We start from the raw sequence: 21730 nt of genomic DNA, 5'->3' as shown, positions 1-21730 counted from the left end.
GCTCAGTGCGCCGCCGCGACCGGGGCCCCCTTGGTGATCGACACCGTGCCCGGTGCGTCGGTCGTCGACTGCCCGCCCGGTGCGGCCGGTGGGATCGGGTCGAGGGCGTCGAGTGGCGCGACCGGTTCGCCGGCCAGGACCTTGCGGGCCCGGTCCCGGTCCAGGACGCCCTCCCACGAGGCCACCACCAGACTCGCCACGCTGTTTCCGCACACATTGGTCAGCGCGCGGCACTCGCTCATGAACTTGTCGATGCCGAACACCAGCATGATCCCGGCCACCGGTACGTGCCCGACCGTGGACAACGTCGCGGCCAGCACGATGAACCCGGATCCGGTCACCCCGGCCGCGCCCTTGGAGGTCAGCAGCAGCACCGCGACCAGGCTCAGTTGTTGTCCCATGGACAGCGGTGTGTCGGTGGCCTGCGCCACGTACAGCGCGGCCAGGGTCAGATAGATGCAGGTCCCGTCGAGGTTGAAGGAGTATCCGCTCGGCACCGTCAGCCCGGCCACCTGCCGGGGCACGCCCAGGTTCTCCATCTTGGTGATCACCCGGGGCAACACGCTCTCGCTGGAGGAGGTGCCCAGCACGATCAGCAGCTCGTCCTTCATGTACCGCAGCAGGTGCAGGATGTTCAGCCGGATCGCGGCCATCACCAGGCCGAGCACGACCACCACGAAGAACAGGCTCGTCCCGTAGAAGATCGCCACCAACTTGCCCAGGCTGGTCAGCGTGTCGAGCCCGTACTTGCCGACGGTGAACGCCATCGCGCCGAACGCGCCGACCGGCGCCGCGTACATCACGATCCGCAGCACCGCGAACAACACCCGGCCGGTCCGCTCCACGCCGATCGCGATGCCTTCCGCCGGGCGCCCGACCAGCTTGATCGCGATGCCGAAGAGCACCGCGAAGAACAACACCTGGAGCACGTCGCCGTCGGCGAAGGCACCGACCACGCTGCTGGGCACCAGGTCGGTGAGGAAGTGCCACCAGGACTGCGCCTCGCCCTTGTCGATGTAGCCCTGCGCGGTCGCGGAGACCTTCATCGAGCCGACGTCGGCGTGCACCCCGTCGCCCGGGCGCAGCACGTTCATCACGACCAGGCCCAGGATCAGCGCGATGGTGGTCAGTGCCTCGAAGTAGACCAGCGACTTCCAGCCGATCCGTCCGGCACCGCGCAGGCTGTCGACGCCCGCGATACCGGTCACCACGGTCACGAAGATGATCGGCGTGATGATCATCTTGATCGCGTTGACGAACGTGTCGCCCAGCGGGCGCAACTGTTCGCCGGTGTGCGGCCACGCGGCGCCGACCACGATGCCGGCGAGGATGCCGACCAGGACCCATACGTACAGCAGGGTGTACCAGGGCCGACGCGCCGCAGGCGGCTGAGGCGGCGGCGGACCGGTGGGGGGCGGGTCGGCTGCGCCGGCGGCCGGGTCGGTCGTGGTGGCCTGGGACATCTGGGGCCTCCCGGAGGGATGTCGGGTCGAGCGGACGGCAACGCTGCGACACCGGAGCGGCGCCGGGCCGCGCGCCCTGGCGGACGGGCGGACGGGCAGGCGGCGGAAACATCGGCGAAACAGCGCGTTACGGGACGTAGATTGGCGCGGCGACGGAGCGCGACGGTGCTTACGCGCATTACGCGCACGACGAAATTGCTGACGAATCGCCGTAAAACGGGTGAAATACCGGCAGCGGTCGCCTTGCGAGACGGCCCGGACGTCCAGTGATAATTCGCGCATGGCCAACCAGAGCATCGCTCGGCAGGTGCTGCTGTGGCAGCTCGCCCTCGTCCTGCTGCTCGTCGCGGCGGGCTCGGGCGTCGCCGTCCACGCGGTACGCCGATCCGGCGAGCAGACCGCCCGGGAGCGCGCGCTCGACGTGGCCCGCACCCTGGCCCGCGCGCCCGGCCTCGCCGAGGCCGCGACCGCCGCCGACCCGACCGCCCGGCTCCAGCCGATCGCGGAGCGGATCCGCAAGGAGAACGGCGTCGACTTCGTGGTGGTGATGAGCGTCGACGGCACCCGTTTCACCCACCCCGACCCGACTCGGATCGGCCGGACCTTCCTGGGCCACATCGACGCCGCGGCCCAGGGACGAACCTCGACCGAGACCTACACCGGCTCGCTCGGCCCCTCGGTGCGTGCCGTCGTCCCGGTGATCGGCCCGGCCGGCCGCCCGGTCGCGCTGGTCTCGGTCGGCGTCACCAACCACCGCGTCGACGCCCTGGTCGGCCAGGACGTCCCGCTGGTCCTCGCGGTCGCCGCCGCCGCCCTCGCGGTGGCCTGCGCGGCGAGCATGGCGGTGCACCATCGACTGCGCAGACAGACCCTGGGCCTGGGGCCGGTCGAGCTGCGCCGGGTGTACGAACACCACGACGCGGTGCTGCACGCCGTTCGCGAGGGCCTGATCGTGGTGGACTCGGCGGGCCTGCTGGTGTTGGCCAACGACGAGGCGGTCCGGCTGCTCGCGCTTCCCCCCGCACCCGAGGGGCGGCATGTGGGCACGTTGGGCCTGGACGGCACCCTGGCCGACACCCTCACCGCCGGTCGCACCGTCACCGACGAGATCCACCTGTGCAACACTCGCGCACTCGCGGTCAACATCAGCCCCACCGGCCGCGACGATCGCATGGTGGCCACCTTCCGCGACCACACCGAACTGCGCGCCCTGGTCGGCGAACTCGACCAGGTCAAGGGCTTCGCCGAGGCGCTGCGGGCGTCCGCGCACGAGACGGGCAACCGACTGCACACGATCGTCGCGCTGATCGAACTCGGGCGCGGAGCCGAGGCGATCCGCTTCGCCACCGGCGAACTGGCCGCCGCCCAGGACCTGGCCGACGAACTCACCGCCGCCGTGCACGAACCCGCGCTGGCCGCACTGCTGTTCGGTAAGCACGCGCAGGCCGCCGAACGCGGTGTGCAACTGACGGTGACCGGTGGGCCGGCGACCGACCACGACGGGCCGGGCCCGCTCGACGCGTTCGCCTCCCGATTCGAACCGCGCGACCTCGTCACCGTGTTGGGCAACCTGGTCGACAACGCGATCGACGCGGCCGTGTCGGCGCCGCCGCCGCGCACCGTGCGGGTCACCGTCGGTGCGGACCCGGACGCCGCCGACGGCGGCCTGCTGCTTCGGGTCGCGGACAGCGGCCCGGGCATCGACGAACCGCTCGCCGCGCGGGTGTTCGAGCGCGGCTGGAGCACCAAGGAGCCCTACGGATCCCAGGACCGCGGCCTGGGCCTGGCGCTGGTGCGCGCCACCGTCGCCCGGCACGCCGGCACCGTCGACGTCGCCCGCGGCGACACCGGCGGCGCGGTGTTCACCGTGCGCCTGCCCGCGCTGCCCGCACAACCCACACTGCCCGACCGGCCCGCACTGCCCGCCCAACGCCCGGGGGAGGAAGCATGATCCGCACCCTCGTCGTCGAGGACGACCCGGTCCTGGCCGAGGCCCACGCGGTCTTCACCGGCCGCGTCCCGGAGTTCGAGGTGGTCGGCGTCACCGGCAGCGGCACCGAGGCGCTGCGCCTGCTGTCCACCCGACCGGTCGACCTCGTCCTGCTCGACCTCTACCTCCCGGACCTGCACGGCCTCGACCTGTGCCGAACCATGCGCGGCCAGGGCCACGACGCCGATGTCATCGCCGTCACCTCGGCCCGGGACCTGCGGCTGGTGCGCTCGGCGGTGTCGCTGGGAGTCGTGCAATACCTGCTCAAGCCGTTCTCGTTCGCCGCGTTCCGCGAACGCCTGGACGGCTACGCGGAATACCGCCGGCAGATCGGCGAGGCCGGTGCCGCGCCGACCGCCACCGGACAGCGCGAGGTCGACCAGGCGTTCGCCGCGCTGCGCCGCACCTCCGACGCGCCGCCGCTGCCCAAAGGCCTGGCCGCCGCCACGTTCGAGGCGATCGTCGCGCACCTGAGCACCGGTGCGGTGACCTCCGCGGCCGACATCGCCGACGCGGTCGGCGTCTCCCGCCCGACCGCCCGCCGCTATCTGGACCACCTGTCCGCCCGCCGCCTGGTCTCGCGCGAACCGCGGTACGGCGGTGCCGGTCGCCCCGAGTACATCTACCGCTGGCACACCCCGCAAACGGAGGCGTCCACACCACCCGGATCGGGATAACCCTCGTCCTTTGCCGACTCCCGCATGAGGCGTCGCCTCGGCCGGCACCATGGTCACGCGTCGGACGCCCGCCGGTCGGGGCCGCGCGACGGGGGGCAACGGTGGACAGGATCGGGCGATACGAATTGGGGCCGCTCCTGGGTCGGGGCGGGATGGCCCTGGTGCACCGGGCGCGGGACACCCGGCTGGGTCGCGATGTCGCGGTGAAGTTGCTGGCGCCCGAACTCGCGCACGATCCGGTGGTCCGCCGTCGGTTCCTCACCGAGGCCCGGGCCGCCGCCGCGCTGAACCATCCCGGCATCGTCATCGTGCACGACCAGGACGAGATCGATCACTTCGGCGACATGGTCGCCTACCTGGTGATGGAACTCATCGATGGTCACACGCTCGCCCAACTGCTGGCCGGGCGCGGGTCGTTACCACTCGAAGAGGTGCTGCCGATCGGGCGCGCCGTGCTGGCCGCACTGGACCACGCGCATCGGCACGGCGTGGTGCACCGCGACGTCAAGCCGGCCAACGTGATGGTGCGCGTCGACGGCGGGCTCAAGGTCACCGACTTCGGGATCGCCCGGATCACCGGCAGCGATTCGAGCCGGCTGACCGCGACCGGCTCGGTGCTGGGGACGGTCGCGTACATGCCGCCCGAGGTGATCCAGGGCGGCGAGGCCGGTCCGGCCGGCGACGTGTACGCCGTCGGCTGCCTGCTCTACGAACTGTTGACCGGCCGGGTCCCCTACCCCGCCGCCAACTCGCCGGCCATGATGTATCGGCACATCCACTCCGCGGTGCCGCTCGTGTCCGCCGAGGTGCCGGAACTCCCGTCCGAGGTGGACGATTTACTCGCCAGGGCGATGGCCAAGCCGGTCGCCGACCGGTACCCGGACGCGGGCGCGATGCTGGCCGCCCTGCTCGCGGTCCGCTCGGCCCGGCCCCAGGTCCACGCGTCGGGGGCGATCGGACGAGCCGAGACGACGGCCGACGAACTCCCGCCGCCGGCAACGACGTCGGGGGACGGATCCGGGCAGCCGGCGACCACCGGCGGCGCGGGGCCGACCGATCCACCCTCCCGCCCGCCCGTGCCCACCGACGGCCCGACCCCCGAGAGACCCGAGGAATCCGACGAAACGCCGCCCGGCTCCGGCGGCGTGTTCCCGCTCCCGGTCCGCGAGGCGATGAAGGCGGCGCGCGTCGTATCCGTCCTCCTCGCCGTCGCCCTGATCGTCGGCCTCGGACTGACCTTCGGCCCCATGGTGTTCGACCACGACACGGCGAAGGACCGGACGCCCGCCGGCAAGAATTCCGGCTCAACTCAGGTACCGGGTCCCACCGGTACGGGCCCCACCTCGACGGGCACCCAACCCGGGACCATCCCACCGTCCGACCTCCCGGACGCATCACGCCGCCTCCTGGAGCGCGGCTTCCTCAACGTGGGTATCGCCTCCAATTCCACGGACCTGCTCTCCGAGGGCGGGGTGACGGGCGCCTACTCGGGATTCGACATCGAGATCGCCAAGGTCGTCGCGGCTCATCTCGGCTTCGGCCCGGACCGGATCCGCTTCCAATCCATCCCCGCCCAGGACCGGCTACGGGCCATCCAGCAGCAGGTGATCGACTACTACGTCGGCACGTTGACCATCACCGACCAGCGCAAGCAGGTCATCGCGTTCGCCGGGCCGTATCTGGTCAGCGGGCAGGGCGTCCTGGTCCGCACCGACGACCGGGTGCTGACCGGATTCGACTCCTCGCTGGCCGATCGCCAGGTGTGCTCGGTCACCGGCACCACCACGCTGGCGAAGCTGCAACACGACATCCCGAAGGCCATCGCGGTCTCCCGGGACAACTACGGGGCGTGCGTGCAGGATCTGCTGAGCGGGCACGTCGACGCGGTCACCACCGATCAGGTCCTGCTTCAGGGTTACGTGGCCAACAACCCCGGCCGGCTCAGACTCGTGGGCCCCGCGGTGACGGCCGAGCGGTACGGCATCGGCGTGGCGATCGACAATCCGCCCCTGCGCAGGGCGATCGACGAAGCCTTGCGATCCGCGTTCACCAACGGCGTGTGGAAGGACGCCTACGAACGCACTCTGGGCCGTACCGGGATTCCCGCGCCCGCGGCGCCGGTGTTGGAAATCTCCTGACGCTCGCCGGCACCGTCGGTCAGGACTTCACGGCGTCCGAGAGACGGACGAACGTATAGCCCTGCTGGAGGAGTTCGGGCACGGCCAGGCGGATGCCGGCAGCGGTACCACCGCGTGGATGGTTCAGGTGACCGATCACGACCGATCCCGGACGTACTCCCCGCATCGCCTTGCGGACCTGCTCGGGGGTGAAGGTGGCGCCGCCGTCGGCGTTGACGTGGAAGCTCGCGAAGCGTTCGCCCAGGTCGGTGACGATCCTCGCCGCGACGTCGTCGCAGTAGGCCGTCCCGGACCGGAAGAACCGGGGTGGCCGGCCGAGCAATTCGGTGAGTTTGGCCCGGTTGCCGGAGATCTCGTCGTAGACCTCGCCCGCGTCCCGGGTGCCGGGAATGCCGTAGGCGGCGCGGCCGGAGACGGACAGCGGCAGGTGCCGGGTGCCGTGGTTGGCGATCTCGAAAAGCGGATCGGCGGCCAGTTGCCGAAGTGTGGGCAGGTTCTCGTCCACCCAGCGGGAGTTGACGAACAGGGTGGCCGGGACCGACCGTTCGCGCAGGAAGTCGATCAGCGCCCGGTCGTACTCGCTGCCACCCTTGCCACCGCACGCGTCGAAGGTCAGCGCCGCCACCTTCGCGGTGGTCGGCAGTCGGGACAACGACCCCGCCACCTCCAGGCCCCAACTCGTGGGCACCTGCCGACCGTACCGGGCGACGATCTCCGCTCGGGTCGGACCGACGGCCGCCGGCGGACCCGAGGACGGTTTCGGACTCGACTCCGCCGGCGCGGGACGAGCCGCCGCCGGCGCCGGTGGTGACGTCGTACTCGGCGAGGCGGACTTCCCCGCGTCCGAACACCCCGCCAACAGCCCGCCCAACGCGGCTGCCAACATCGCCCGTCGGCCCACGTCCATCGCGCCGTCCTCCACATCCGCGCGACGCCCACCGCCGTGCGGGTTCACCCTAGAAGATCACCACCCCACCGCCTGCGTGTGGCACGCCGCCGAGTGTCGGTGACACCCACTACCGTCGCGACACGGTTGGGCACGTCGACCCGACCCCGGACCGCGCGAACGCCACGCTCCCGGCCGACTTCCGGAAACGGCCCTGGGCTGCGTCGAGAGCCACCGCCCGCGCCGTTCGAGACTCGCGCGCAATGGCTCGCGTCAGCGACCGGAGAGCCGGTCCGATGTCTGCGTGTGCAACCTTCCCGCTGTCACTGGTGGTCAATGGCCGGTTACCTATGGTTGACGAGGCCGGCGGGCCCGGGGTTTCATGCACCGGTGGGAGAACGTGTGCAGGGCGACACTTGGGGGCTCGCAAAGGCCATGGAGTTCATCGAACGAGGGCCGCAAATCGGCAGGTTACGCACGGCGCTCCGGGAGTGCGCCGCCGGGCGCGGCGGCATCGTCCTGGTCGATGGCGCCGTGGGTTGCGGCAAGAGCGAGATACTCGGCTGGGTCGCCGAGCAGGCGACGGCCGGCGGCGCGATATCGCTGTCGGCGGCCGGGTCGGCCGGTTCCGCGACCCGGGCCCGGCCCCTGGCGATCCTGGGCCAGTTCCTGGACGGCCCGGGCGTACCGACCCGCCTGGCCCTCGCCGTGAACCGGCTGGTCGAGGACGAGGACGGCGCCCGCGCGGCCCGGCGATTCACCACCGCGATCCACGAAGTCGCGCTCCGGCGACCGGTGGTGCTGTCCCTGGACGACGTCCAGCACGCCGATGACGCCTCGGTACGGTGTCTGTTGCACCTGGCCCGACACTCGGGCCGGGCCAGGGTGCTCGTACTGCTCGCCCGCTCGCCCCACTTCGCGCCGACGGACCCGCAGTTGCCCACCGAGTTCCTGCGCCAACCCGAGCTGGAGCACCTCCACCTGGCCCCGCTGAGCCCGACCGGCGTGGCCGAACTGCTCGCTGCGGCTGCCGATGCCCCGGACCCGCGCCGGACCCAGCGGTACCACGAACTCACCGGCGGCAACCCACTGTTGCTGCGCGCGCTGATCGCCGAGCAGGGCTCCGCGACGAGTGCGGCGGCGGAACCGGCGCCCGGCGGCCCGTACGGCCAGGCCGTATTGGCCTGCCTGCGCCGCGGCGGCACCGGGATGTGGCGGGTGGCCAAGGCCGCCGCCGTGCTGGATGTCGGCGTGTCGGCCGAGGTACTGCGTCGGCTCGCCGACACCACCGCGCTCGCCACCGCCCAGGCCCTGGGCGCGCTGTCGAGCGCCGGCCTGCTGGAGGGCGACCGACTGCGCCGCGCGGCCCGCGCCGCACTGCTGGACAGCCTGGATCCGACCGAACACGGCGGCCTGCACCGCCGCGCCGCCACCGTACTGCGCCGACAGGGCGCTCCGGCGGCCCGGATCGCCGACCATCTGCTCGCCGCCCGCGAGGCACCGGAGCCGTGGGCGGTGGACGTGCTGCGCGAGGCCGCCGAGGAAGCGTTGGACGGGGATCGGGCGCGCCGGGCGATCGCCTGCCTCGAACTGGCCGCCGAACAGTGCCGCGACCCCGCCGCCCGCGCCGAGACGCACCTGCGGCTCGCCGAGGTCACCGGACGGCTCAACCCGCATGCCGCCGAACAACGGTGCCTGGGCGAGCCGTTGACCGCACTGGCGCTCGGCGATCTGCCCGAGTCGAGCATGACGGCGCTGGCCCACCAGTTGTTGTCGCACGGCCGGCTCGACGCGGCCCGTCGGGTCCTGGGCCGGCTCAAGGAGCAGAGCGACCCGCGGGCGGAGTGGATCGAGCAGCTCGAATCGGATCTCCCGCTCCCCTGGCTGCACCACCCGCAATCGGCCGGTCCGTTACCCGATCCCGTCGAGGGCATCGAGGCCGCCGAACGACTGCTGCGGGTCTCCGGATTGACCGACGTGACCGTGTCGCCGCTGGTCTCGGCGCTGCACCTGTTGATCGACCGGGACCGGGCGAGCCGCGCGGAGGCACACGCCCAGGCCCTGCTCGCCGAATCGATCCGGCGCGAAGCCCCGGGTTGGCAGGCCCTGTTCGGCTCGGCGTGTGCCCAAGCGGCGTTGCGTCAGGGCCGGTTGCCGGACGCGGAACAATACGCGCGGCAGGCGATGGCGGTACTGCCCGAGCGTGCCGGAAGTCTGTTCCTCGGCGGCCCGCTGGCGAGCCTGATCTGCATATACACCGAAATGGGCGACTTCGAGGCCGCCGCCCGGCAGGTGAACCAGCCGGTCGGCAAGGACCTGTTCACCGGCCTGCACGGCCTCGCCTATCTGCGCGCCCGGGGCCGGTTCCTGTTGGCCACCGACCGGGTTCGGGCCGCGCTCGCCGATTTCCTTCAGGTGGCCTGGCTCGCCCATGGCTGGGGAGTCGACCAGCCGTTCTTCGTCCCGTGGCGGACCGACGCCGCCGAGGCCCTGTTGCGGCTCGACGAGACGGACCGCGCCCGCGACCTGGTGGCCGAGCAGTTACGGCTGTGCGGCCCCGGTGGCGGCCGGATTCGCGGCACCACGCTGCGCCTGCGCGCGATGACCGTCGACATCGCCGACCGCCCGGCGCTGCTGAGCCGGGCGGTCGAGGCGCTGCGCCGGTCCGAGGACACCTTGGAGTTGGCCCGCACTCTGGAGGCGCTGGCCGAGTCCTACCAGGCCCTGGCCGAGCCGGTCCGCGCCGCCACCCTGCAGTCCCGGGTCTGGCACCTGACCCGGGACTGCGGCGCCCGGCCGCGCACCCGCACCATCGCGCACGCCTACGCCGACCTGCGGGAGGCGAACACCGCCGGCGCCGGCACGTATCCGGGAGGCGAATCGGGGAATCTGAGCGAATCGGAGCGACGGGTCGCCGCACTGGCCGCGTCCGGATACAGCAACCGGGGCATCGCCGAGGAGTTGTTCATCACGGTGAGCACCGTCGAACAGCACCTGACCCGGGTCTACCGCAAGCTCGACATCAAGAACCGCCGGCAACTGCCCGTCCACCTGCGGTCGCACCCGGATTGGTGTCGCCCCACTCCCGGGCCGCGCGACGTCGGCCCTGGGGCCACCGACGGCCCCCGGACGGCGGGGCTCGTGGCGGCGGCCGACTCAGACCCGCACCGGCAGGCCCAATGCCCGGGCGAGCAGGCCGCGGTGCAGGTCGCCGGGACCGCCGAAGGCAGCCGCCGCTGACCCGCACGGCCCCGGCCCGAGGATCACCTCTCCGGCCGAGCCCGTCCGGCCCGGCAGGCCCGGCAGGCCCGGCAGGCTCGGGAGTTCCGGAAAGCCCGGTACACGCTCGATGTCGGGCACCCCGGCGCCCCCGGCCGCACCCGCGCCCACTGCCGCCGCCGGTCCGAGCAGATCGAGTACCAACACGCCGAAATCCGCCGCAAGTTCCCCGCCGAGCGCGCCGGCCGCGAGCCCGTGCAGGCGGGCCGCGATGTCGCCGATGCCCCGCGCGGGCAGCGCCGCCGCCACCGCCGGCAGGCGGATCGCCTGGACCCGCGCGGCCGGTTCGGTCAGTCCGGCACGCGCCGCCGAGCCGCGCGGTCCCGCCGCAGAGGCGGCCTCGGGGCCCGCACGCAACAACCCGATCAGGTCGACCAGGCCGCGGTGGAGGGTCGCCGAGACGTCCCCGGCCGCGATCGGCTCGGCGGCGAAGGTGTCCACGATCACCGGCCAACCACCGCCCACGGCACCGATCCTGGCCGTGTCGGCGACCCGGACCCGGTCCAGCAACACCGTGCAACCGCGCTCCCCCGCCGGGGATCGATGGGAGCGCACGGTGACACCCGGCGTGTCCACCGGCACCAGAAACACGGTGAGGCCGGCCTGCGTTCGCTCCCGGTCCGGACCGGTCCGCGCGACCAGCCACACGTAGCGGGCCCGATGCGCGTCGGCGGACCACAGCGGGTCGCCGGTGAGGAGCCATTCACCTCGATCGTCCGCGCCGGCCCGGACCGCGTGCACCCGCACCGCGGCCGGGTCGAAATCCGCCCGCGCGGCCCGATCGGTCGGCGCGATGCGCAGCGTGCCCCGGCGGATCCCGGGCAGCAGCCGCGCCCGCTGCTCCGGCGTGCCGTGCCGAGCGATGGGTGCACCGAACACCGCCGCACAGGTCAGCGCGTCGCCGACCGGCAGACGCCGACCGCAGACCTCCTGGCGCAGCGCGAACCGCTCGGCGGGCGTGCCGCCGCTGCCGCCGTACGCGATGGACCAGTCCAGCGCGAACCAGCCCCGCTCGGCGAACTCCGCCACGATCGCCGGGTCGTCGGCGTGCTCCCCGCTCGCCGACCGCGGGGTCGGGCGGCCGGCGAGCACCTTGCGAACCGCCTCGCGCAGAGCATCGCCGGCCGGCCCCAGTCGCGGTTCGGGCAGCCCGGCCCCGGCGTTCGGGTCGGTGCCCGGCTCGGCATCCGCGTCGCGCTCCAGCAGGCGATCGGCCACCTCGCCGCCGGGCGCGCCGAACGCACCGAGACAGGCCAGGTCGGCGTGCACCCGGCGGAACAACCAGGGCGTCTCCCGCTCGTCGAAGCGGCCGGCCCGACCCGACGGGTGGTGGGCGCCCACCCGCACACGCGGAGCGATCCGGCGCACGTGCGCGACGAACAACTCGGCGGCCGGCACCCAATCGGCACCGCCCTCGGCGTACCGCCGGACCGCGTCGGTGATCAGCAGGTCGCCCGCGTCGAGGTCGACCCGGGCCCGCCCCCCGCCGAGCACGCCGAGTCGGGCGCCGGGACGGCCGCCGTCGCCGGCGAGGTCCAGGGTCGCGGCCTGCTCGGCGGCGCCGAACGCGCGTCCGGCCAGGCCCAGGCGGAGCAGGGTCACCATCCGGTCGACCCGGCCCGCCGGGATCACGCCGTACGCGAGTGCGGTACCGAGCCGGGCCCGGGACCACCTGGGTACGGCCAGCCCCTCGACCGGTTCGGCCGCCAGAATGCGATACAGCCCCGCGGGGCCGCCACCGAACGGCAGTCGCAGCACGTGGGTGGCCGCGTCGCCGGCCTCGATCAGGCAGTCGGTACCGGCGTCGGCATCGCCCGGGCCGCCCGGCAACGCGGTCACCACCCGGATGCCCCCGTCGCCGATCGCCCGGCCAGGCCGGTATTCGCGGCGAACAACCGGGCCGCGACGAACGCGTCCAGCACCGGCAGCGGGCACGCGGCCCGCCCGAGCGCGCGGGCCAGGGCGATCGCGGCGGCCAGGGCGTCACTGTCGCCCAGGTCGAACCAGCCGTGTACGGCGCCCACATCCCACAGCCGGTCCAGGTCCCCGGTGGGCGCGGCGCCGGCCCGGCCCCAATGTCGGGTGATCAGGGCCGCCGCGTTCGCGGCGAACTCGCCGACCTCGTCCCGGTGCGACACGTGCATGTCGTGGCTCCCTTCGGCGCTGCGTCCCGAACACGCGTCGGGCCGTGCGGAACTGCTCGGGTGGTGTGGGCAACGCCCGCGATTCGTCCGGGAATCGCCGGGTCGACGGCACGGCCGCGAACACGCGGCGGTCAACCGGTTGGCCCGGCCGGCGTATGAACCCGGGATCGGCGACGGAACCCCTGACTACCGCCCCTACCCGGCTGGGGTCGCCTTTCCCCCGCCTGCGGCCCCTACCCGGCCGGGGTCGCCTTTCCCCTGGCCGCGGCCCCTACCCGGCCGGGATCGCCGATCCCCTGCCCACGGCCCCTACCCGGCCCGAGGCCTCCGTTCCACCCCCGGTCGACCTCGACCGCCGGTTCGCGGATCCGCCGCCGAGCGGCTTCAGTTCACGGTCGGGTTGGGGCAGAACTGGTTGTCCACCCGCTGGATGGGCGTGCTCACCGAAACCGCCGGCTGCGTCCCGGTCGCCGCGTCGCGCTTGGCCGACATCGCGGCGGTGCACACCAGTTGCTCCAGGGCGAGCGCGGTCAGCGGAGCGGTACCCGCGAGGTCGATCCGGATGGTGGCGTCCTGGAGACTCACCCGCGCCGGGCCGGCGGTCACCGGGACGGCGCTGGTCACCTGGGCCCGGGCCTCCTCCCAACTCGGCCCCGCCAGCAGCAGATTGATCGCGGCCAGCGGGGTGACACCGGTGATCGAGGTGCGCAGCGCGGGCCGGATGCGGTGGTCGACGATCAGGTAGACGTACAGGCTGCCGGGTTGCCCCGCCGGAGCGGGCGAGACGATGCCCTCGGCGGGCATCCCGGCGTCCACCGCGCTGGTGGTGGGAATGCCGCAGCCGGCGCCGACCCCGAGCAGCGCCAGCGCCGCGAGCGAGCGCCGACACCGGGCCGCCGCGGTGCGTCCTGCCACGACACCGTTGCGAGCCGTCTTCATCCGTCCTCCGCGATTCGGGTCCGGGCGTACCGGGGCAGTTCGACGGTGAACACCGCGCCCCCGTCGGATCGGTTCGCCGCCCGGATGCGTCCGTCGTGCAGTCGCACGTTCTCCAGCGTGATCGCCATGCCCAGACCGCTGCCCGCCGAGCGGGCCCGGGCCGAATCGGCCTTGAAGAAGCGCTCGAAGACCCGGTCCAGGGTGTCGGCGGCCAGGCCCGGGCCCCGGTCGGCGACCCGCAGCACGATCCACTGGCCGTCCGCCCGCCGCTCGCTGCGCAGGCTCACCTCGACCGGCGGCGCGCCGTGCCGCAGCGCGTTGCCCACCAGGTTGGCCACCACCACGTCGAAACGCCGGGGGTCGACCTCGGCCCGGATTCCCGCCGGCAGGTCGGTGATCACCGCCTGGGACCAGGCCCGGCCGGCCAGGCAGCGGCGGACCGCCTCGGCCATGTCGAATTCGTCCACGTGCAGCGCGGCGGCGCCCGCGTCGAAACGCGAGATCTCCATCAGGTCGTCGACCAGTCGGGTGAGTTTGCCGGTCTCGGTGGAGACCAGTCGCAGTGCGGCGGCGGTGTCCGGATCCAGGTGCTCGGCGGCGGCGTCCTCGTCCAGCACGTCGATCACCGCGGCCATCGCCGCGAGCGGGGTGCGCAATTCGTGCGAGACGTCGGCCGCGAAACCGCGGGCCCGGGCCTCCATCGTGCGCAGTCGCGCCTCGTTCTGTTCCAGGGCCGCCGCCGTGTGGTTGAAGTCCTTCGCCAGTTCCGCGAGTTCGTCCCCGCCCTTGACCTCCAGCCGGGTGTCCAGGCGGCCCTGGGCGAGCCGGCGGGTGGCCCGTTGCAGGGCCCGGACCGGGCGCAACACCCCACCGGCCACCACGAGTGCCAGGACCAGGGCGAGCAACACCGCCGGGATCGCGCCGTTGCGCGCGGCCCGGACCAGCGCCGCCTCCTCCTCGATCTGCGCGCGCATCGGGGTGAACACGTAGACCGATACTCCGGACGGAACTCCCCACATCGGTTTGGCGAAGGTGATCGGCACTCCGACGGCGAGCCAGATCACGCCCTTGCGGTCGATCCGCTGGAACGCGGTGTTGACCCGCTCGGTGACGTGATAGCGCAGTTCCTCCGGCACCGCGTCGGGGCCCAGCATGCGGTCGCTGGTCACCCACTGGTCCCGATAGGCGGCCGCGACGATCCAGTGGTCGGTGTTGCCCCGCGTGTCCACGAGCGCCACGATCCGCTCCAGCGCGGCCCGGTCCGGCGGGAACGGCACCGACGGCGCGACCGCCTCGACCCGGTCGCGCACCGACCCGACCACCGAGTCCTGGGCGCGTTGCAACATCGCGGTCCGCGCCTCCCGGTAGGTCAGCGCGGCGGTGGCGAGCGCGGCGAACGCGGCGACGAGCAGGCAGGCCGAGGCCAGCCGCACCCGCAACCCACGCAGCCCGCGCAGCCGGCCGAGCGGCCCGGTCACAGCGGGCCGAACCGGTAGCCGAAGCCGCGCACGGTCTGGATGTAGCGGGCCGGCCGATCCGGTTCCTCGATCTTGATCCGCAGGCGCTTGACGCACGCGTCGACCAGTCGGCTGTCCCCCAGATAGGGGTGCTCCCACACCGACTCCAACAACTGGCCCCGGCTGAACACCTGGCCCGGCGAGGCCGACAGGGCGAGCAACAACCGCAGTTCGGAGGGCGCGAGGGCGATCGGCCGGCCGGCCTTGAGCACGGTGAGCGCGGTGCGATCCAGGGTCAGCTCGCCGTGTACCTCGCGGCGCCCGGCCGGGGCGGCCGACTCGGTGCGCCGCAACACCGCCCGGATCCGGGCCTCCAGGACCCGTGCCTGCACCGGCTTGACCACGTAGTCGTCGGCGCCCGCCTCCAGGCCCAGCACGATGTCCATGTCGTCGTTGCGCGCGGTGAGCATGATCACCGGCAGGGTGCCGACCCGACGGATGCGCCGGCACACCTCGAAGCCGTCGATACCGGGCAACATCAGGTCCAGTACGACCAGGTCGGGAGCGAACCCGGCCACTCCCGCGAGGCCCTCCTCGCCGGTGTGCCGCACCTCGGTGGCGTGGCCTTGCCGGCGCAGGCCGATCGCCAGGCCCTCGGCCACGGCGGGGTCGTCTTCGATCAGGAGCACACGAACCATTGCCTCAGTATCGATCAGCGGCCGGCCCCGAACGCGCTTCGGGCAAACGATCGGCCCGGTTGTGACAGAACGGTCTTCTTGCGGGCCGATCGCGGTCATCCTCGGTCGCCATGGTCAGGCCATGACCACACACACTGTGCTTCCCGCCCGCCGCCGTCGATCGTCGAAGCCGATCATGCTCACCGTAGCCGCGCTGCTGGCGCTCGTCGCCGGCTGCGCGGGCGAGACCGGCCGGACCGCCCCGGTGTCGGTGTCCACGGTCTCGGTCGGACCCGAAACACTCGGCGCGCTCGCCCCCGCCTGGCCCAAGGACGGCCAGGCGGCCGTAGCGGTGGAGGGGGCGCGGGAGCCGGTCGCCTCCGGCGCCGCGAAGCCGACGCCGACCGCGAGCCTGGCCAAGGTGATGACCGCCTACGTGTTCCTCAAGAGCAAGCCCCTCGCGGCCGGCGCGGCGGGGCCCACGTTCACCGTCTCGGCCGAGGAGGCCAACCGGTACCCGGAGCGGCTGCGCCGGTTCGAGAGCCTGACCCCGGTCCGACCGGGCGAGCCCTTCACCGAGCGTCGGGCCCTGGAGGCGCTGATGGCCGTCTCGGCGAGCAACATCGCCCACGAGATCGCCCGCTGGGTGGACGGCGACGAGGCGACCTTCGTCGCCCGGATGAACCGCACCGCCAAGGAGCTGGGCATGCGCGACACCACCTACACCGATCCCAGCGGCTTCGACCGGGCCACCGTGAGCACCGCGGCCGATCAGGTCAGGCTGTTCACCGTCGCGATGCGCGACCCGGCCTTCGCCGCGGTCGCCGGCGTCCGCAGCTACACCGACTCGACGCAGGTCACCAAGGCCAACAGCAACACCCTGCTCGGCCGCGAGGGGGTACTCGCGGGCAAGACCGGCTTCACCACCCCGGCCGGCGGCAACCTCGTCTTCGCCGCCGAACGCCGGATCGACGGCCGGCCACAACTGGTGGTCGCCGCCGTCATGGCCCAGCGCAAGGGCAGCAGCGCCGCCGCCGCGATCAACGCGAGCGAAACCCTGATCCGCTCGGTCGGCACGTCGTAACCGGTCGGCACCTCGACCGGTCGGCACTATGCAAATCAGCCGCCCGACCCGGCTCCGTCACAGGCCACGAAGGCGGCGCGGCATCCGCTCGGCAGGCGATATTCGATGGCCCGGTGCCCGGTCGGCTCCTACAGTGACCGGGGAGTCGGCCCGCGATCGGGCCCGGAGCACCGGCCGGCGAGCGGGGAGTGGAGATGCGTACGCACTATCCCCGCACGCCGCACGTGCCGTGGTCGCCGGGAGCCGGTGCCGACGACGTGCGAGCCGGGGACCTGTCCGGACTGCGCGGCCGCGAAGTGGTGGTCACCGAGAAGCTCGACGGCGAGAACACCACGTTGTACCCGGACGGACTGCACGCCCGCTCACTCGACTCCGCCCACCACCCGTCGCGCACCTGGGTCAAGGCGCTGCAGGGCCGGATCGGCGCCCGGATCCCGCCCGGGTGGCGGATCTGCGGCGAGAACATGTACGCCCGGCACTCGATCGGCTATGACGCGCTGGCGAGTTGGTTCTACGGATTCTCGGTCTGGACCGGCGATCGTTGCCTGGACTGGGACGAGAGCACCCGCTTCCTGCGCCGGTTGGGCGTGCCGACGCCGCCGGTGTTGTGGCGCGGAGTCTTCGACGAGCGGGCGCTGCGCGCGATCCGGCTCGACCCCGCTCGCCGGGAGGGCTTCGTGGTCCGCTCGGTCGAGGGCTTCGAGCGCGCGGACTTCGGCCGGCGAGTGGCCAAGTGGGTGCGGCGCGGGCATGTGCGGACCGACACGCACTGGATGCATGCCGAGGTGGTCGCGAACGGTCTGGGGCCCGACGCGGCGCTGTGGGCGGTGCGTTCGGGCGCTCCTGCGGACCTGTCCGCGCTGTTCGCGGCGCTGGGCCCGGGTCCGGGCCCGGGCGGAGGATGGGCCGCCGAGCCCGACGTGGTCGCCGACGCGGGCGCGCGGCTGGACGTGCTGGGCCGCACCGGGGACGCCCGGTTGGCCGGGGTGCTCGCCGCCGCGCTGCACGCCGAGCATCGCGGGACGCTGCTGCCCCGACTCGGGTCGGCCCTCGGCCTGCCGCTGGCGCGCCGCGTCGCGGACCTGGTCGGCTTGCACCGGCACCTGCGCCGCCCCTTCCCCGATCACGAACGCCCGCGTGGGCTGGCCCGGTTGGCGGTCGCCGCCGATCTGGGCGTACTGCACGCGGTGGCCGCCGCCGCACTGGTCGGGCGTACCGGCGCCGAAGCCGACGAGGAACGCGAGCAGGTGGAGTGGTCGGCGCTGGTCGCCGCGGACGCGGACCTGTTCGGGGAGGCCCCGCTGGCGCCGCTGCGCGCCCGGGCCCGGGAGGCGTTCGCCGACCTGGACTCGGCGACGGCCGACCGCTGTTGGGCGCAACTGCGCGAGGCACACGCCAAGGGCTGGTCGATGCCGCCCGAGGTCGCGCGGACCCGATGGCGCGGCGACTTTCCTCGGCTGATCCACCTGATCGGCTGCTCGGGCAGCGGGAAGAGCACCTTCTCCCGCGAACTGCCGGATGTGGCCCACCGGATCGGCCTGGACGACCTGCGCGCGGCGCGCGGCGCCCGGGTGGACCGCTCGGCCGACGGCGAGGTGCTGCGCGAGGCGTTGCATCGACTCGACACCGCACTGGCGGCCGGCGGCACGGTGGTGTGGGACGCCACCTCGCTCAACGCCCGGCAGCGTGCGCCCGTGCACGCCGTCGCCCAGGGCCGCGACGCGCTGATCACCCACGCCGTGTTGCCGATCGGCGAGGACGAGTCGGAACGACGCAACGCCGTACGCGAACACCCGGTGCCGGCCACCGTACGCGCCGCGCAACAGCGGCGGTTCGCACCGCCCTACCCCGGGCAGGCACACCGGACCTGGTACATCGGCGCGGGCGGCACGGTCGAGGACGTCGCCGGCTCGCTGGACGCGGAGGACGCGTGATGCGCACGAGCGAGGAGATCTACCACCGGGTGCGCTGGGACCCCCGGTTCGATCCCGCGCGGTTCGTACTCGCGGTCCACCGGCGCGGCGCGGAGCCCAAGCGTGTCCCGCTGCCCGCGTTCGTGCCGGGCGGCGAGATTCCCTGGCATCGGGTGTTGCGGATCGAGGCGGACGACGAGGTGGTGTGGGATCGAGCCGGCCGGGTGGACCGGATCGACACGTGCGCCGCCGGCCGGGTGCGGGAAGCCCACCGGTTGCCCACGCCGTTCTTCACCGCGCGCCGACCGCACACGTTCGACCCGGTGCTCGCCGACTGGCGACCCGCGGGCACGCCCGACCGGGGCCGGATCGACGCACCGGCGACCACCCGGATCCGGGTGCTGACCTGGAACACGCTGTGGGATCGCTACGACGCCGACCGGATCCGAACCGCGCGCCGTCGACCGCTGTTGCTGGCCGCGCTCGCGAGGGCCGACGCCGATGTGATCGCGCTCCAGGAGGTCGAGGCGGACCTGGTCGCGCTGTTGGCGGCCGAGCCGTGGGTGCGCGCCGCGTACACGATGGACACCGATCCGAACGGTCGGGACGTGCCGGACAGTGGGCTGTTGTTGCTGAGCAGGCTGCCGGTGCGCGAGTCCGGGCGGCATGCGTTGGGCCGGTACAAGGCGGTGGCCGCGATCACCGTCGCCGGCCCGGCCGAGCCGCTCGTGGTCGCGGTCACCCACCTCACCAGCGACCACGCGCAGGACGGTCCGGGCCGGCGCCGGGTCGAACTGGCCGCGCTGGCCGACGGTTTCGCCCGGGTACCGGGCGATCTGGTGGTGGTCGGCGACTTCAACGACGGCACCGCCGGGCCGGCCGACGTGCTGGGCCTGGCGGATGTGTGGACGCGGGTGCACGGCGCCGACGACGACACCCCCACCTTCGATCCGGGCGTCAATCCGCTGGCCGCGATCGGCTCGCGCACCGGCCGCGCCGCCCGGCTGGACCGGGTTCTGCTGCGCACCGGCGGGTGGAGCGCGGAGGCGGCGGTGCGCTACGGGGACGCGCCCACGCCCGACGGCCTCTACGCCTCCGACCACTTCGGGGTCCGGGCGGACCTGGTGCCGGCCGGCCCGCCGACCGGCGATGTCCTGGACGTCGCGTCGACCGCGCGCACCGCGCTGGCCTGGTTGCCGCCGCGACGGTTGTGGCCCGTGCTCCAGCGGCTCCGTGACACGCACGATCCGCAGGTGGACCGCTGGCCGCCGCACGTCAACGTGCTGTTCGGCTTCGTCCCGGAAGCCGACTTCGAACGGGCCGCGCCCCTGCTCTCGGCGGCGGCGGCCGCAGTGGCGCCGTTCACCGCACGTCTGGACGGCGTACACACCTTCGGCCACCGCGAGGACGCCACCGTGTGGCTCGATCCGGCGGCGGCCGACGAATCGCCGTGGTCGCTGCTGCGGGACGCCTTCGCGGCGCGCTTCCCACGCTGCCCGGGCCGCGCGGACGGCTTCACCCCGCACCTGACCCTGGGCCGCAGCGCCGACCCCCAGCGGGTGGCCGCCGAGTGCGCGAGCCGGCTGGAGCCGATGTCGGCGCGCGTGGGCGAGTTGGTGCTGCTCTCCCGCCGGGGCGACGAGCCGATGCGGGTGCGGGCCACGATCACCCTGGGCACGGGCGAACTGCGGTGGTCGTCCGACGCGGTACGGCCGGGTCTCGACGTCGGACGCACCCGCGAGGCTCCGACGCCTTCGGGTGACGGACCGGACCCGGACGACCGGACGAGGCGGATCACTCGGTGCGTTGCCGTGGCGTTGGGCCAGGGCGTCGTCGTGTCGCCGGTCGGCTCGCGGCGGATGGGGTGTGCGCTGCCGGAGGCCGACATCGACCTGGTGGCGGCCCTGCCCGGCTTCACCGTCGACCTCGCCGACCTCGCCGAGCGCATCGCGGCGGCCCTGCCCGAGGCGAGCGCCGTCCGGCCGGTGATCGGGGCGCGCGTGCCGGGACTGCGGTTGCGGGTGGACGGGTCGGCCGTGGACCTGGCCCTGGTGGCCACCGGCGACATCGAGCCGGTCGACGCCCCGGCCCGGCGCGCCGAGTTGGCCGAGCCGGCCGCGATCACCTTGAGCGCGATCACCGACGCGGACGCGATCCGGCGCGCGGTGGGCGCGGACCACGAACGGTTCGCCGACCTGGCCCGACGGGTCAAGGCGTGGGCGCGGGCCCGGGGCCTGGACGCGGCGCCGTTCGGCGGACTGCCGGGTCTGGCCTGGTCGATACTCGCCGCCCGGACCACGCGCGAGGCCGCAGGTCTGGCCGGCGACGACCTGTCGGCGCACTTCTTCGCCACCTGGGCCGCGTGGGACTGGCGCGAGCCGGTGTCCCTGCACGAGGACACCAAAGGCCCGCACTCGCCGGCCGGCGCGCCGGTGTCGATCCTGACCCCGACCCGCCCGGTGCGCTCGTGCACCACGCAGGTCACCCCCGGCGGACGCGACCTGCTGGTCGACGAGCTGTACCGCGCCTGGGAGTCGACCACCTCGACCGCGACCATCGACCCGGCCGCACCCTCGATCCCGACCGAACACGGCGATCCGTGGCCGACGTTGCTCGAACCACCCCCGCTGCACCGCCGCCACGCGGCCTGGTTGTTGGTGACCGTGCTCCCGGCCCCCGCCGACGAGTTCGCCGCCACCACCGGCCGGCTGCGCGGCCGCGTCCGCGCCCTGCTCACCGCACTGCACGAGGCCGGTGTCGCCGACGCCCACGTGTGGCCCCGCACCTTCGAAGCCGGATCGCGCACACACCTCGCGATCGGCCTGGGCGCCGGCCCACCCGACGCGGACACGCTCGCCGAGATCACCACCCGGTGGTGCCGGGGCCTGCCCGGCGTCGAGGCGACCCGGGTCGAGGGCGGCGCCGTGCCGACGCTGTGCTGACCCGGGCGCCCGCTCGCCCGCCACGTGCATTCCGTGCGACGTGCACGATCCGGCGTCGTGGAACCGGCGTGGCCGGGTCGACCCATCCGCCGTCCGTACGGCCGTCGTTCCGCCCCGAGGCCCGGCGGGGTGCCCGCCCCG

The 21730-nt window shown here is 73.6% G+C and carries 14 protein-coding genes; 7 read left to right on the top strand and 7 right to left on the bottom strand.

What is annotated here, in order from left to right; translation table 11 throughout:
* Positions 1-2 precede the first annotated feature (2 nt).
* Entirely contained in the window at positions 3-1463 is a 1461-nt protein-coding gene (dctA, locus tag ACH4U8_RS32750) for a C4-dicarboxylate transporter DctA (RefSeq protein ID WP_395782054.1), read from the bottom strand.
* Between the two features lie 280 nt (positions 1464-1743).
* Here dctA and ACH4U8_RS32745 point away from each other — a divergent pair, with 280 nt between their 5' ends.
* The 3 genes from ACH4U8_RS32745 (at position 1744) to ACH4U8_RS32735 (ending at position 6268) form a co-directional block, all read left to right on the top strand.
* On the top strand, positions 1744-3414 hold the full coding sequence (locus tag ACH4U8_RS32745; RefSeq protein ID WP_395782052.1) for an ATP-binding protein: 1671 nt from the start codon (positions 1744-1746) through the stop codon (positions 3412-3414).
* Positions 3411-4130, top strand: a complete 720-nt coding sequence (locus tag ACH4U8_RS32740; protein ID WP_360309012.1) for a response regulator — start codon at positions 3411-3413, stop codon at positions 4128-4130. Before ACH4U8_RS32745 ends, ACH4U8_RS32740 begins: the two co-directional genes overlap by 4 nt.
* A 101-nt stretch (positions 4131-4231) precedes the next feature.
* On the top strand, positions 4232-6268 hold the full coding sequence (locus tag ACH4U8_RS32735; protein WP_395782050.1) for a protein kinase: 2037 nt from the start codon (positions 4232-4234) through the stop codon (positions 6266-6268).
* 19 nt (positions 6269-6287) lie between these two features.
* Here ACH4U8_RS32735 and ACH4U8_RS32730 read toward each other — a convergent pair whose 3' ends face one another.
* Positions 6288-6956: a polysaccharide deacetylase family protein gene (locus tag ACH4U8_RS32730; protein WP_379991993.1), complete on the bottom strand. Its 669-nt coding sequence runs from the start codon at positions 6954-6956 to the stop codon at positions 6288-6290.
* A gap of 600 nt (positions 6957-7556) precedes the next feature.
* Here ACH4U8_RS32730 and ACH4U8_RS32725 point away from each other — a divergent pair.
* The gene (locus ACH4U8_RS32725) at positions 7557-10394 is read left to right on the top strand and encodes an AAA family ATPase (RefSeq protein ID WP_395782048.1); all 2838 of its coding nucleotides are present in this window, start codon (positions 7557-7559) and stop codon (positions 10392-10394) included.
* Here the strand turns inward: ACH4U8_RS32725 and ACH4U8_RS32720 are convergent.
* The 5 genes from ACH4U8_RS32720 to ACH4U8_RS32700 form a co-directional block, all read right to left on the bottom strand.
* Complete coding sequence (locus ACH4U8_RS32720) at positions 10311-12272, bottom strand: acyl-CoA dehydrogenase family protein (protein ID WP_395782046.1); 1962 nt, start codon at positions 12270-12272, stop codon at positions 10311-10313. The two genes, ACH4U8_RS32725 and ACH4U8_RS32720, sit on opposite strands and share 84 nt — an antisense overlap.
* Entirely contained in the window at positions 12269-12577 is a 309-nt protein-coding gene (locus tag ACH4U8_RS32715; RefSeq protein WP_395782044.1) for a hypothetical protein, read from the bottom strand. Before ACH4U8_RS32715 ends, ACH4U8_RS32720 begins: the two co-directional genes overlap by 4 nt.
* A 384-nt stretch (positions 12578-12961) precedes the next feature.
* Positions 12962-13516: a hypothetical protein gene (locus tag ACH4U8_RS32710; protein WP_395782042.1), complete on the bottom strand. Its 555-nt coding sequence runs from the start codon at positions 13514-13516 to the stop codon at positions 12962-12964.
* Positions 13513-14994, bottom strand: coding sequence for an ATP-binding protein (locus tag ACH4U8_RS32705; RefSeq protein WP_395782040.1), 1482 nt, complete (start codon positions 14992-14994; stop codon positions 13513-13515). The genes ACH4U8_RS32710 and ACH4U8_RS32705 overlap by 4 nt, the downstream gene beginning before the upstream one ends.
* Positions 14991-15671: a response regulator transcription factor gene (locus ACH4U8_RS32700; RefSeq protein WP_360309030.1), complete on the bottom strand. Its 681-nt coding sequence runs from the start codon at positions 15669-15671 to the stop codon at positions 14991-14993. The genes ACH4U8_RS32705 and ACH4U8_RS32700 overlap by 4 nt, the downstream gene beginning before the upstream one ends.
* A 121-nt stretch (positions 15672-15792) precedes the next feature.
* On the opposite strand from ACH4U8_RS32700, the gene ACH4U8_RS32695 reads away from it, so the two are divergent.
* The 3 genes from ACH4U8_RS32695 (at position 15793) to ACH4U8_RS32685 (ending at position 21589) form a co-directional block, all read left to right on the top strand.
* On the top strand, positions 15793-16734 hold the full coding sequence (locus ACH4U8_RS32695) for a D-alanyl-D-alanine carboxypeptidase family protein (RefSeq protein WP_395782038.1): 942 nt from the start codon (positions 15793-15795) through the stop codon (positions 16732-16734).
* A 194-nt stretch (positions 16735-16928) separates the two neighbouring features.
* Positions 16929-18668, top strand: coding sequence for an RNA ligase family protein (locus ACH4U8_RS32690; protein ID WP_395782036.1), 1740 nt, complete (start codon positions 16929-16931; stop codon positions 18666-18668).
* The gene (locus ACH4U8_RS32685) at positions 18668-21589 is read left to right on the top strand and encodes a poly(A) polymerase (protein ID WP_395782034.1); all 2922 of its coding nucleotides are present in this window, start codon (positions 18668-18670) and stop codon (positions 21587-21589) included. The genes ACH4U8_RS32690 and ACH4U8_RS32685 overlap by 1 nt, the downstream gene beginning before the upstream one ends.
* The last annotated feature ends 141 nt before the right edge of the window (positions 21590-21730 follow it).

It is taken from the genome of Embleya sp. NPDC020886 (assembly GCF_044333915.1).
Lineage (GTDB): Bacteria > Actinomycetota > Actinomycetes > Streptomycetales > Streptomycetaceae > Embleya.
The sequence above is the reverse complement of the archived record's forward strand: the minus strand, read 5'-3'. Positions and strand labels throughout refer to the sequence as shown.

Excerpts from the sequence above, each read along its gene's own strand:
- dctA (WP_395782054.1), bottom strand. The coding sequence starts at position 1,463 with ATGTCCCAGGCCACCACGACCGACCCGGCCGCCGGCGCAGCCGACCCG.
- ACH4U8_RS32745 (WP_395782052.1), top strand. The coding sequence starts at position 1,744 with ATGGCCAACCAGAGCATCGCTCGGCAGGTGCTGCTGTGGCAGCTCGCC.
- ACH4U8_RS32740 (WP_360309012.1), top strand. The coding sequence starts at position 3,411 with ATGATCCGCACCCTCGTCGTCGAGGACGACCCGGTCCTGGCCGAGGCC.
- ACH4U8_RS32715 (WP_395782044.1), bottom strand. The coding sequence starts at position 12,577 with ATGCACGTGTCGCACCGGGACGAGGTCGGCGAGTTCGCCGCGAACGCG.
- ACH4U8_RS32710 (WP_395782042.1), bottom strand. The coding sequence starts at position 13,516 with ATGAAGACGGCTCGCAACGGTGTCGTGGCAGGACGCACCGCGGCGGCC.
- ACH4U8_RS32700 (WP_360309030.1), bottom strand. The coding sequence starts at position 15,671 with ATGGTTCGTGTGCTCCTGATCGAAGACGACCCCGCCGTGGCCGAGGGC.
- ACH4U8_RS32695 (WP_395782038.1), top strand. The coding sequence starts at position 15,793 with ATGACCACACACACTGTGCTTCCCGCCCGCCGCCGTCGATCGTCGAAG.
- ACH4U8_RS32690 (WP_395782036.1), top strand. The coding sequence starts at position 16,929 with ATGCGTACGCACTATCCCCGCACGCCGCACGTGCCGTGGTCGCCGGGA.
- ACH4U8_RS32685 (WP_395782034.1), top strand. The coding sequence starts at position 18,668 with ATGCGCACGAGCGAGGAGATCTACCACCGGGTGCGCTGGGACCCCCGG.